Raw genomic sequence first — 12,077 nt, 5'->3', positions numbered from 1 at the left:
GCTAGAGATCCCATTCGAATTCGAGGCGCTCCGGTCGATGAAAGATCATCCCGTCCTGCACCCGGATCTCCTGGCCCTCGACAAGCCGCAGATTGGGCAATCGAGTGATCGTGGTCTCGATCGCGACTTTCATATCCAGACGTGCGATGTTGATGCCGATGCAGGTGTGCGGCCCGGTGCCGAAGTGCATACTCTTCCGCATTTCGGCCGCGGGACGGTCGATGTCGAATCGCTCGGGACAAGCGAAGACTGCTTCGTCATTGTTGGCCGATTGGACCAATGCAAAGATGTTCGCACCCTGAGGAATCCGATGGCCGCGGATCTCCACGTCCTCCTTGACGTGGCGTACGATTCCGCGGGCAGGAGTGAGCCGGCGAAGCGACTCTTCAACAACCCTCGGCACCAGACTCAGATCATTGCGGACTCGCTCGAGCAGGTCGCGGTCTTGGCTGAGTTTGTAGAGCGTGAAGCTGATGCCACCGGCACTGGTCTCGAATCCGGCGATGACCAACTGTCCTACCACACCGAGGATTTCACGGTCGGTGAGACTCTTCTCGCTGTGCTCCTGGGCCAGGATCAAGCCGCTGATCAGGTCGGCATGAGGTTCGGCGCGCCGTCGTGCAATCGCATCGAGCAGGTACTCGTTGAAACCGACCTGATCGCTCGCCAACTCCAGACGTCGGGCAGCGGAGATCGACGGGACGAACAATTCGGTGATACCCAACGTCCAATTCCGAAACTTCTGCCGATCTTCTGCAGGCACACCCAGGACTTTGATGAGCACATCGATCGGCATTGGCGTGGCGAACCGCTCCACGAGGTCAGCTCGACCGTCACCAACGAAGTCGTCGACCAGAGAATTGGCGGCCGCCCGGATCACCCCTTCGTGTTGTTTCACTGCGGCCGGTGTCAGCGGCTTGGCTGCCAACTTGCGGATCCGGGTGTGCTCCGGCGGGTCGGTGTTGATCAATGCGGGCTGCCAGGGCGCATAGCCGTGGGGCAGAAGGTGTTTCAATTCCTCGGGCACCTCGCCAACGAGATCGTCCGGCATGCAACCGAATCGGTCGATGTCTTTGACGATCGCCAGCACATCGTCGTACCTGCTGACCACCCAGGCATCGAGCTCGGGAACGTGCAGCACCGGCGCGTATTCGCGCATCGGTCCGAACAGAGGGCAGGTGTCCCAGGTGCTGCGAAACACCTCCATCATCGATGGCTGCGTATCGGTTTGGTCAGTCACGGTCATACCTCGGGTCGGGTGTAGGGCGGGTAATCGGGCGAATCCGGAAAGCACTGCAAGAGACCGGGATCCTCCGCCAGCAGCCGCTTCCAGTACTTGCGGTAGTGCCGGAACGTCATGAAATCCTGGTCCTCGCCGTAGACCACCTGGCCGTCGTACTCCCAGCGCACCAACGACCACCAGTTCAGGATGTCGCTGTTGATAGGCCATTTCAGCCAGTTCATTGTCTGACCGACCGCGTGCAGCTCCCTGCCCAATTCGTCTACGCAGTCGATGACCTGGGTGAGCACTCGCCCGTCCCGACCGCGTTGCGCACGCCGAGTACCCCCGACGACCAGCGCCTTGATCCCGTCGCGAATGTAGAAGCCGGTGGTGACGGTCTCCGTCGTCCCCTCGATCGGGTCCTCGTCGAATGCCAGCGAGGTCTGCGGATCATAGAGATGCCAGCCGCTCTGCGGGGACGCGAACACGTACGGCCAACCCGCGCGGAGCGGGTCTGACACGTCGGCATGTCGCGGTCCCCAGCCGCGGTCACGCAGGCCGCCGCAATTGATATCGATCTTCTCCCCCTCGATGTCGAGGGTGCCTCTGATCCATCCGGCGTGCTCGTAGTGGCCGACCGAAAAGTCGCCCTCCTTCTTGACCCAGTTCTTGATACCCGGATCCTCGTCGCCGCTGCTGGAGAGCTTCATGTAGTGCGGCTCGGCGCTCGCAGTCCACGTCAGATCGAACTTGACCCCATGTCGGTCATAGCCGAGCCGGTATTCCTGTTGTGGCTCGATCATGCGGCAGCTCAACGAGTTCGACAGTGTGAAGTCGTACATCTGCGCGCCGTCTGGTATCGCCAGGTGCTGATCCCACCCGTAGTACAGGCAGTTGTAGACATCCTCGCCGGTGTGGTCCCACATCGCTGGGCCGGCCACCACCAGGTTCATGTTCGGCCGGAAGTAGAAGTAGATGAAGCCGCACAGGTTCCGCTCCGGGACGGTAAACCCGAACAGGCTGTTCTCGCTCCAGTAAGGGTCGGCGCTGCGCTCGTGGAAATACTCGTCGGCGATGTCGATCTTGTCGGTCCACCCCATCGTCACACCAGCCCTGCAGCCTGCGGAGAATCCAGATCCAGCGCCATATCGGCATACCGGCGGATCTGATCGACGATGATCCGGTCGCCGCGTTCACTGGACTCGACTTGGCTGGCCATACCGACAAAGAGCAGCACCCCGTACATCGCGCCTTCCCGGTAGGCGGACCAACACGAGTCGAAGTCATAGCCCTCGACACCCGAAAAGAGCAGTCGGTCATGGTATTCGGCGATCAGCTCACGCTCGGACGCGCGGCGGTCGACCGTGGGCAGTGACGACCCGAGGTAGTACGCGGGGTCCAGACCTGGCGGCCCCAACCGCACCGTCTGGAAGTCGACGACGACAGCTCGCCCGGCCGCCGGATCGGTGCTGAACATCAGGTTGTCGCTGCGAAAGTCCCCGTGCTGAACGACGGTGGGAGGCTTCCAGCTGCGCACCCACTCGCCGGCACGGGGTACCACCGCCTCGAACAGCCTCACATGCGACGGGTCCAGATGGTCACCGAATCGGTCCAGGAAGGGCGTAAGGCCGGCCGGCAGGGAATCGAATACCCCCAAGGTGCGCCGCGGGTCGGCGAGCCACTCCAGGCGTGCCAACGCAGCGCTGTTCCACAACGGTGCCTGGAACTTCACGAGTTCGCCCAGTGCCGTCGAACACTCGGACAACGTCGCCACCTCGAGCACGTTGCCTGGACACATCTCGATCCCCAGATCCTCGAGGACCAGGTTGAATGACTGTGCGTCCTCCGAAAGCCGGGCCGAATAGCACTGTGCCACTGAAAATTCGGGCACCATGGGGGCGATATCGCGGTAGAAGAGCGTCTCTAATTCGTACATGCCCATCGCGACCGCGAGCCCGCGGCTGCCCGGGTCACCGCTGGGGAACTTCACCACGACCGACGCGGGCGCGGCCGTCGGCCTCGTGTAAGTCAACGTGGCTCGCACCATCCGGGCGATGATCCCGCCTTCGACCGGCTCGAGATCGACTGCAGCGAGATCGGCTTCGGCGAGAAGTCCCGCTTCGGTAAGCACGGCATGAAACCAGTCGCGCGTCATCAAGTCCGCCGAGTCGAGGATCGGTGGCGCAGTGGCGTTGCTCATCGGCTTGGGCTCCTACCGGACAGGGGATTTGAGGCGTCGGGCTCGGATGTCGAGACAATCTCGAACAACTTATTCGAACAATATGTACGATCTGCTGAGTGTTGTCAATCACCCCGAACGGAGACCTGCCCATGAACTCGAACCTGCGCATCCTCGGCGTATGGAGCGGCGCTGCGTTCTTTCTGCTCTGGCTGATCGGGTTCGTGTTCTTTGCGCAGTGGATTCCGCCGATACCCCCGTCGGATTCGGCCGACCAGGTCGCCGATCTCTTCCAGGCCCGATCGGTGCCCATCCGGATCGGGATGGTGCTGATGACGATCGGTACCGTGTTTTATCTGCCGTGGACCACGATGCTCTCCGACCTGATCAAGGAAATCGACGGCGGGTCAATCTTTCTCGCCGGTACTCAACTGGCGGCCGGCGTGGTTTCGGCAATGACATTCTTCGTGCCGGCATTCCTCTGGACCGCGGCCGCGTTCCGCCCGCAACGAAGCCCGGAAATCACCCAGGCGCTCGTCGATCTCGGTTGGTTGTTCTTCATCACCCCGATCGCACCCTTCATCCTGCAGTATGTGATCTTGGCGATCGCCATCTTCCGCGACAAACGACCCCGCCCTGCCTTCCCGCGCTGGACGGCCTATCTTCAACTGTGGGTGAGCATTTCATTCCTGCCGGCCCTCGGCGCGATGTTTCTGAAGACTGGGCCGTTCGCCTGGAACGGGCTGCTGGTGTGGTGGATTCCGTTCGCCATGTTCACCGGGTACTTCGCGCTGATGATCACTCTTAGCTGGCGAGCAGTGCGGCCGGCGGGCCAACCAGCCGAAATCGGTTGAGCAGCTAGCCTGTTGGGGCGTACAGCGTCCGCCAGACCACCGTGGTCATACCGTCGAGCTTGTCATCGACATCGGCGCCGGTGCTCGTCAGCTCGTACAGTCCGCGTTCGATCATCCAGGTAAGCCACGGCGCTACGAGGGCCACGTCAATGTCGGCAGGGATGAAACCGGTCTCTTGCTGGCGGCGGAACCCGACCCGCAGATCCTCGGCCCGACGCTGCATGACGCCGGCGAACTGAGCACGAACCCGCGGATCGTAGGTGGCGGTCTCGACTACGGCAGCCAGCAGGTACCGGTGGTCGGTGTAGGCGTCCGCGATCTGCTTGAGCGCCGCCTTCAAGTCATCGGGGGTCGACCCCGGCGGCAAGCTGAACCACGCGTCGGCAGCCTCGCCGACTGTCTGGGTCACCCGCTCGGCCAACTCCATCAGCAGAGCGCCCTTGTCCTCGAAGTACACGTAGAAAGTGGAGCGTGCGATCTCCGCACCCGTGATGAGCTGTTCCACACTGATTTCGGCGAATCCGATGCCTTCAGCCAGCAGTTCTTCGGCCGTCGCGAACAGCTTGCGAGCGATTTCTTCGCGCCGCGTCGCGCGGCTGACCCTCCCCTTTCGAACCGTCACTGCCATCGCGCGATACGCCTGCCCGTCCTCGAAGAGTTGGCTAACTCACCGGATTCTACGCAGCGCCCCTTCCGTCGACGCGGATCAGCGCAGATTCAGGCGGCGCAGGTCAACTCACCGCGGCGTTCGTTCACGGGCTGGGATTTCCTCCAGGTTCGCCGACCGCAACACCACGCCCATCACGATGAGGAACGCGGCGTAGGCGAATAGCGCCAGCCAGAAGACGAATACGCCGCGCCACGAGAACGGCCCGTCGTGGAAGAAGAAGGCCAGCACATCGGGGATGAAGGCGGCCGCGACCCAGAAGTTGAGGTACCCGACCCAACGCGGCAGCACCGAGCGCTTGTCCGTCAGGATCGCGGTGCCGACTGCGATGTTCTGAATCATGAACGGCGCGATCGGCGTCAAGAACAGCAACCAGGCGATGTCGTTGAGGGTGACCGTCAGTTCCGCTGTTCGGTCCGGCCGGAACGCGATGATCGCCATCAGCAGCATCGGTATCAGTAACAGGACACCGGTCGCGGCGCCGGTGACCACTTGGATGATGGTCAGCAGCGGCGTGCGCCCCTCGATGCGCAACATCGCCAGCGCGATCAACGCGATCAACGGGAACACCAGACAGATGCCGAGTTGCGCGATCACCATGCCGATCAGTACCCGGGTGTCGTGGCTGTAGAAGGCGACGACCTCATCCGTGGTGCTCGACGATCCCAGCGGCAGGGGTAGTACGCCGGCGATGAGCCAGCCGATCAGGGTCACTACGACGGCGGCCGGTCCTGCCCAGGCGCACACGTTTTTCAGAGTCGTGGACATGGATCAGCTGCGAACGGTTGGACGGTAACTGGCAACGATCTTGTCGGCCACGAGCTTGGCGGTTTCCGCGCACGCGGTCGTTCCGCCGTTGGCGTATTCCTTGACCGCGTCGCCGACGTTCCACAGCCCCTCGATCGGGGTTTCGTGGGGTAGGTCGAATCCGGCGACCGCCCGCTGCGGCGGCCAGCCGTCGCGGGTGACGGCGATGTTGAGAACCTTTGCCCGGCTGTCGAAGTCGTCGATGGTGTCGCGAAGGTCGTCGAGCAGCAGCTGGGTCTCGGCGGCCTCGTCGAAGTCTCCGATCGAGGGCTGGGGCACCGAGGTCCCGACATAGAGGTGCCAGCCAGGCGGGGCCATCTCCGGACAGAGATCGGTGAAATTGGCGATGTAGGCCAGCCGCCGCGATTTCGCGAAGCTGAGCATTCCGGGAGCGGCGATCAGCGGTTCGGTGCTGGCGAAGTTGACCGAGATCATCGCCGTGGGCCGGTCACCGCGGGCGACCAGCTCACGGTAGTCGGCCGGAACGTCATCGATACCGAGCAGCGTCAGCGTCGCTGCGGGCCCGACGTCGCTGATCACGATTGGCGCGTTCACCGTGATCGGCTCGCCGTCGCGTAGGACCTCGACCCCGGCCACCTTGCCGTCAGCCGACACAATGCCGGTCACCGCCGTCGACAGCCAGATCTGGCCGCCGTCGCGTTCGACGGCCGCAGCCAAGCCTTTCCAGATGCCGATGGTTCCTTCGGGGTGGAAGCCGAACCGCTTGAACGCGCTCTTGCGGGTGAAGTAGGTCAGGAACACCCGCGCGGGCAGATCTTCGGAGCCCACAGCGAAGATCGAGGCGCACATGTTGCGAAAGATGCCGTGCACGCCTTCGTTCTTGGTGTACTTCGCCACCCATTGCGCGGTGGAGATCTCGTCCTCGGGCAGGCCCGAGTCGCTGCGGGCGGCGCCGATTCCCTTCACCAGCTTGGCGCCCTGCCGGGTCAGCTTGCCCAGCAACAGGCCCCAGCCGCCACCGGTGACGTCGACGTCCTTACCGCCGATGCGGTACAGCAGCGGCGGTTTGGGCTCCCTGATGTCGAACGGTGCACCGACCTCCGCGCATGTCTCCTCAGTGATACCGCCGACCTCGATCACGATGGCACCGTTGTTCACCTTGAAGCCGTCGATGTCGTCGGTGGATGCCCGTCCGCCGACCTTGTCGAGGCGCTCCACGACCAAGGTTCGAAAGCCGCTGTGCGCCAATCGGGCTGCGGTGAACAACCCTCCGGCACCGGCGCCGATCACAACGACGTCGAAATCTGTTGTTGCCATGGATTTTTCTCCTCTTCCGTGGTCAGTACGAACGGGGCAGTCCCAGTGAGGTCTGGGCGATGAAGTTGAGAACCATCTCTCGGCTGACCGGAGCAGTACGCATCAGCCGCGTGACGAACCACAGCTCCGACAAGCCGTATTCATGGGACAGGCCGTTGCCGCCGTGTGTCTGGATGGCTTGATCCAGTGCGGCAAGCGCAGCCTCCGACGCGGCGAACTTGGCCATGTTGGCCGCTTCGCCTGCCTGCTCGCCGGCGTCGAACAACTCGGCGCTGCGCATGGTGGCCAGCCGGCCCACTTCGACATTGATGTGACATTCGGCCAGCGGGTGGGCCACGCCCTGGTGTGCGCCGATCGGCGTCGACCACACCGTGCGCTCGTTGGCATAGAGTGCGGCCTTGTCGACCGCATAGCGACCGAGGCCGCCACACAAGGCGCCCACCAGGATACGTTCCGGGTTGAGGCCGTCGAACACCTGTCGCAGCCCGTTGCCGACGCTGCCGATCAGGGCGTCCTCGCCCACTTCGACCTCGTCGAGAAAGACCGTGAACTGCTGGTCGGGCGACACGATCGAGGTGTCGATCTGCTGGTAGCTCAACCCTGGCGAGTCGGTGGGCACCACGAACAGCGAGAGCCGGGACTTGTCGGGTGTCGATTCGTCGGCGTCGCGGGTGACGAGCAGGATCGCGTCAGCCTGGTCGACTGCCGAGATGTAGTACTTCGCACCAGAGATCCGCCATCCGCCCTCCTTGGTGCGCCGCGCTGTGGTTTTGACGTTGTGGCTGTTGGACCCGGCGTCGGGCTCAGTGAGCCCGAAGGCCATCTTCTGCGAACCGTCGGCGATCGCCGGCAGCCAGCGGCGCTTCATCTCCTCAGATCCATGGTGGGCGAGGATGCTTCCGCAGATGGCCGGCGAGATCACCCAGATCAGCAACGGCATGCCGTGCGCGGCGAGTTCCTCGACCACCACGACCGCCTCGGCCATGCCTCCTCCGCCGCCGCCGTATTCCTCAGGAAGGTGTACGCCGAGCAGCCCGGCCACGCCGAGGTCCTTCCAGAGCTCGTCGATATCGCCACCGGCCCGGGCCCGCTCCAGAAAGTATTGCGGGCCATAGCGATCGGCGATGGCCGCGACGGTCGCGCGGATCGCGCTGTGTTCGTCAGAATCGTGGACGAGTCCAGGCATTGGCTACCTTCCGGTGAATTCGGGTGTGGTCTTGGTCGCGAACGCGGCGATGGCGGCGGCTGCGTCGGCGGTGTCGCCGGTCAACCGCAGCCCGTGCGTCTCCGCGATGAGCTGAGTCGGCAGGTCGCGGTGCCACGACTCCCGCAGCAATCGGCGCATGGTGGCGAACGCCTTCGTCGGGCCGTGCGCGAGCTCGCCGGCGACGACTTCGGCGCGTTGTCGCAGTTGGCCACCGGGAACGATCTCGTTGATCAGCCCCCAGTCGCGGGCCTCCTCGACGCTGATCGGGGTGTTGCGCAGGTAGGCCGCCGCAGCGCGACGGGCACCGATCAGACGGGGCAGATGCCAGGTGCCACCACCGTCACCGGAAACGCCGATCCCGGCGAATGCGGTGACGAAACGGGTTCCCTCGGCTGCGATTACGAGGTCGGCGGCGTAGACGTATCCCAGTGCCCCGCCGGCCACGGCCCCGTGCGCGGCGGTGACGATCGGCACGTCGAGCCGACTGAGGACGGTGAACGCTTCGTGGAACGGGACGGTCATCTCGACGAAGAGGTCGCCGAAGCGCGCACGCCCGCCGTCGAGGAAGAACGCGATGTCGCCGCCGACCGACAACGAGGGGCCCTCCCCGCGAATGAGCACACACCGCACCGTGTCGTCCGCGGCGATGCGCCGTGCGACCGCGAGTGTCTCTTGCGCGACGCGTAGGTCAATGGCGTTGCGGTCATCGGGCCGGTTCAGACACAGCGTGGCCACCCCGTCGTCGACGCGGTAGTCGATCGTCTCCAAACGTGGCGGCGCATCGAGTGCCGCATGCCAGGCCGCGGTGTCGGTGAGCTGGTGCAGTGTCGTGATGCGCCCGTCGGCGGCGAACTCAAGCAGGTGAACGAACTCGGCGTCGAGCGGCTGACCGGACCGGCGCGCCGTTCCTCGGTAACGGCCGATCACCATCAGCCGTCCGTCACTCAGTTGCTGGAAGTCGCCGGGCACGGCGCGGGCGGTGAAGTGCCGACCGATACGCCACCAGAGGTTTGCGCACATCGCGTCTGCCCCGGCATGTCGCCCGCCCATGCCCAGCGGCAGCCCCTCGGCGGCGTGCCCGACGAAATCAGGATGGAGCAGCGCGTCGATACCGTCGCGATCGCCGGTGGCGAGCGCCTCATACAGCCGTTGGGCCGCAGCCACCTTCGCATCGCCGAGAATCTCAGGCGACACAGCGCACAACCGCCGAAGTGGCTTCGGCCGAGTAGGCACAGACTTCCATTTCGCCTCCCGAGTAAGTCAGCCGGCCAGACCACGGGCCAGGCCGTCGCGAGGCCGTAGGGCTGGGGTCAGCGTGCGAATATTTCTAATTTTCATTTGAATCAGTACCTGCAGGCCAACATCGCCATACGAGGCGACCGTAGCATGTTTTCTATTTGATGTTAAATTTGGCGCAGCCAGACGGAGGGAGCCGCGGATTACCACCGAGACACTGCTGGACACCGGCAGTCACACCATCGTGAGAATCCCGCTGCCCCTGCCACTACGAGATCTGAGGGTCGTCAACTCCTATGCGGTCGGCACCGCAGGTGGTGTGACGCTGATCGACCCGGGGTGGGCCAGCCGCGAATCGGAGACGATGCTCCTGATGGCGCTGGACTCGATGGGCTACGCCCCCACTGACATCCGGCAGATTCTGGTCACCCACGCGCACTGGGATCACTACACGCAGGCGGTGAAATGGCGTGACGAGCTGGGTGTTGAGATATTGCTCGGGGCCGAAGAGCGGCACAGCATCGAGGGATTCGACGCTCTCGCTGGTGTCCATCCCAACCAGGTGCCGGTGTTGATCCGGGCAGGTGCGCAGGAGTTGGCCCGGGCTGTCGCAGCACTTCGCTGGGAGCCCTACGAACGCGACATGCCGTTCACGGCGCCGGATCGCTGGCTGAGCGACGGCGACCTCGTCGACGCGGATGGCGTCACGATCACCGCGCGGGCGACGCCTGGCCACACCCGTGGCCACACGGTCTTCGAAGCGTCCGGCATGGCCTTCACCGGGGATCACCTGCTCCCCCGCATCACCCCGTCCATCGCCTTCGAACGGGTTCCGGAGCGGCTGCCGCTGCGCTCATTTCTGCGGTCGCTGCAACTGTTCCTTCACCTTCCGGACGCGCGCATGCTGCCCGCACACGGCGATACCGACCACCGCACCCGCCAACGGGCACAAGAGCTGCTCGACCACCACGACGTGCGCCTGACGACCATTGCCGACCTGGTCGTGGCCGGCGCTTCGACGGCGTTCGAGGCCGCCCGTCGAATGCGCTGGACCCGATCCGAACGTTCACTGTCAGAGCTGGAGACCATTCACCAGATGGTCGCGGTCCTGGAAGTGTCGGCGCACCTCGAGTTGCTGGTGAGTACCGGCGTGTTGCGGGCAGACGAATCCGGCGAGGTGACGACCTTCGCCGTGTGTTGAGCTCAGAACTTAATCAGCTCTCCGGCACCTGAAGGCCACGGACCGTCAGCGTCGTCATCGCATCGATGACTTGTCGGTAGGCTTTGGTGTCTTTGAGGCCCATCCAGTCGCCGTGCAGCGATACGGACAAGACCATCGCGAACATCGCGCGCACAGTCGGACCCAGATCGAAGCCGGAGAAACCGCGTTCGACCGATTCGGTGCCGACAACTTCCTCGATGACAGTGAGCACCTCGGCGAAGGCCTGATCCACCTGGCGGGCCGCCGCCTCAGGGAGGTCGTCGAATTGGCGGGCGGCCATCAATGCGAGAAGGACCTCCCGCTCACCGTGGAGGACCTCGAACAGTCCCGTGTAGAGATCGAGTCCCTCGTCGTAAGGACTGCGCACGCCGTGTTGGCGGCCGCGGTAGTCAGTCAGGTACTGCTCGATGAAGGACGTGAACGGGGTGACGACCGCTTCTTGGAACAGGTTGGCCTTCGTGCCGAAGTGACGGAAGATCATCACTTCCGTCACCCCGGCACGTTCGGCGATGTCGCGGGTCGACGTGCCCTTGTAGCCACGCTCGGCGAAGATGGCACGCGCTGCGGTGAGCAACAACTGGCGTCCCCGGCCTCGCACGCTCGCGGGGGCTTTTGCAGCGGCCATGGCACGTGACACTAGCCTGTTGCGAACTCGATCTTGGCCCGACGGTAGAGCAACACGGTGTTCACGGTCATGCCGGCCGCGAAGAACAGCGTCGGCAGCCAGATGCCGACGATGCCGTCCCACGAGAACGGTCCGGCTTTGAAGAAGACGGCTGCGACGCCGCCGGCGCCGATCGTTGCCACCCACAGGTTCATGTATGCCGCCCAGCGAGGCCACGTGGGGTTCGGCCGCGTGTCCATGAAACCCGCAATCGCCATGCAGACGTATTGCATGGAGTACGTGGGGATCAGCATCGTCCACACCAACCATCCGTAGTCGTTGAAGCCGCGGATGATCTCCGGGCTGATGTCGGGCCGAAAGCTCGCCAATAGCCAGAACAGGCAGATGATCTGGAAGAAGGCGACGAGAATGACGGCGCCGCCGAACTGGATTGGCGCGAGCAGCGCGCCGCGACCCTCGATCTTGCGAATCTCCTTGGAGATGACCGTGTAGAACGGCAGCAGGAAGCTGGATGCGAACAGCGCACCGATCAGCCCGATGCGGATCGAAGCCTGATTGTCGAGGTAGAACTTGGCGATATCGGCTGCGCTCGCGCCGGGCGACGGTGGGGGGAAGAACCCCGCGAGGAAGACGAAGGGAACTCCGAAACCGACGATAGCGACGGGCCAGGCCCAGATACAGGCGTAGTGCAATCGGCGACGGATTGCCGCAGCGGCCGGCGTCGTCTTGTCAGTGCCTACTGAAGGATAGGTGGTGGACATTGTATGCCTTTCTCCTAGA

The 12,077-nt window shown here is 63.9% G+C and carries 12 protein-coding genes; 2 read left to right on the top strand and 10 right to left on the bottom strand.

What is annotated here, in order from left to right:
- Position 1: 1 nt before the first annotated feature.
- The 3 genes from HPC46_RS06365 to HPC46_RS06355 are packed head-to-tail and all read right to left on the bottom strand — an operon-like array spanning position 2 to position 3,422.
- On the bottom strand, positions 2-1,246 hold the full coding sequence (locus HPC46_RS06365; protein ID WP_233716264.1) for a cytochrome P450: 1,245 nt from the start codon (positions 1,244-1,246) through the stop codon (positions 2-4).
- On the bottom strand, positions 1,243-2,322 hold the full coding sequence (locus HPC46_RS06360) for a DUF7064 domain-containing protein (protein WP_179467964.1): 1,080 nt from the start codon (positions 2,320-2,322) through the stop codon (positions 1,243-1,245). Before HPC46_RS06360 ends, HPC46_RS06365 begins: the two co-directional genes overlap by 4 nt.
- A gap of 2 nt (positions 2,323-2,324) precedes the next feature.
- Positions 2,325-3,422 (bottom strand): phosphotransferase, encoded by a 1,098-nt coding sequence (locus HPC46_RS06355; RefSeq protein ID WP_179467962.1) that lies wholly within the window; start codon positions 3,420-3,422, stop codon positions 2,325-2,327.
- A gap of 131 nt (positions 3,423-3,553) precedes the next feature.
- On the opposite strand from HPC46_RS06355, the gene HPC46_RS06350 reads away from it, so the two are divergent.
- On the top strand, positions 3,554-4,255 hold the full coding sequence (locus tag HPC46_RS06350; RefSeq protein ID WP_179467960.1) for a hypothetical protein: 702 nt from the start codon (positions 3,554-3,556) through the stop codon (positions 4,253-4,255).
- A gap of 4 nt (positions 4,256-4,259) precedes the next feature.
- On the opposite strand, the gene HPC46_RS06345 is transcribed toward HPC46_RS06350, so the two are convergent.
- The 5 genes from HPC46_RS06345 to HPC46_RS06325 form a co-directional block, all read right to left on the bottom strand.
- Positions 4,260-4,883, bottom strand: coding sequence for a TetR/AcrR family transcriptional regulator (locus HPC46_RS06345; protein ID WP_179467958.1), 624 nt, complete (start codon positions 4,881-4,883; stop codon positions 4,260-4,262).
- Positions 4,884-4,991: 108 nt separating this feature from the next.
- Positions 4,992-5,690: a hypothetical protein gene (locus HPC46_RS06340; RefSeq protein ID WP_179467956.1), complete on the bottom strand. Its 699-nt coding sequence runs from the start codon at positions 5,688-5,690 to the stop codon at positions 4,992-4,994.
- 3 nt (positions 5,691-5,693) lie between these two features.
- A complete protein-coding gene (locus tag HPC46_RS06335) occupies positions 5,694-7,007 on the bottom strand; it encodes a phytoene desaturase family protein (RefSeq protein ID WP_179467954.1) in 1,314 nt (437 codons plus the stop codon).
- A 22-nt stretch (positions 7,008-7,029) separates the two neighbouring features.
- Positions 7,030-8,193 (bottom strand): acyl-CoA dehydrogenase family protein, encoded by a 1,164-nt coding sequence (locus tag HPC46_RS06330; protein WP_179467952.1) that lies wholly within the window; start codon positions 8,191-8,193, stop codon positions 7,030-7,032.
- 3 nt (positions 8,194-8,196) lie between these two features.
- Positions 8,197-9,408 (bottom strand): enoyl-CoA hydratase-related protein, encoded by a 1,212-nt coding sequence (locus tag HPC46_RS06325; RefSeq protein WP_179467950.1) that lies wholly within the window; start codon positions 9,406-9,408, stop codon positions 8,197-8,199.
- 286 nt (positions 9,409-9,694) lie between these two features.
- Between HPC46_RS06325 and HPC46_RS06320 the strand changes: the two genes are divergently transcribed.
- Positions 9,695-10,651 carry an MBL fold metallo-hydrolase gene (locus tag HPC46_RS06320; protein WP_325096581.1) on the top strand — a complete coding sequence of 319 codons (957 nt, stop codon included), beginning with the start codon at positions 9,695-9,697 and terminating at the stop codon, positions 10,649-10,651.
- A gap of 13 nt (positions 10,652-10,664) precedes the next feature.
- Here HPC46_RS06320 and HPC46_RS06315 read toward each other — a convergent pair whose 3' ends face one another.
- Positions 10,665-11,297 (bottom strand): TetR/AcrR family transcriptional regulator, encoded by a 633-nt coding sequence (locus HPC46_RS06315; protein WP_179467948.1) that lies wholly within the window; start codon positions 11,295-11,297, stop codon positions 10,665-10,667.
- Positions 11,298-11,308: 11 nt separating this feature from the next.
- Positions 11,309-12,058, bottom strand: coding sequence for a hypothetical protein (locus HPC46_RS06310; RefSeq protein WP_179467946.1), 750 nt, complete (start codon positions 12,056-12,058; stop codon positions 11,309-11,311).
- Positions 12,059-12,077 lie beyond the last annotated feature (19 nt).

Source organism: Mycolicibacterium vinylchloridicum (genome assembly GCF_013404075.1).
Classification (GTDB): domain Bacteria; phylum Actinomycetota; class Actinomycetes; order Mycobacteriales; family Mycobacteriaceae; genus Mycobacterium; species Mycobacterium vinylchloridicum.
This window is presented reverse-complemented; position numbering and strand designations above follow the sequence as displayed.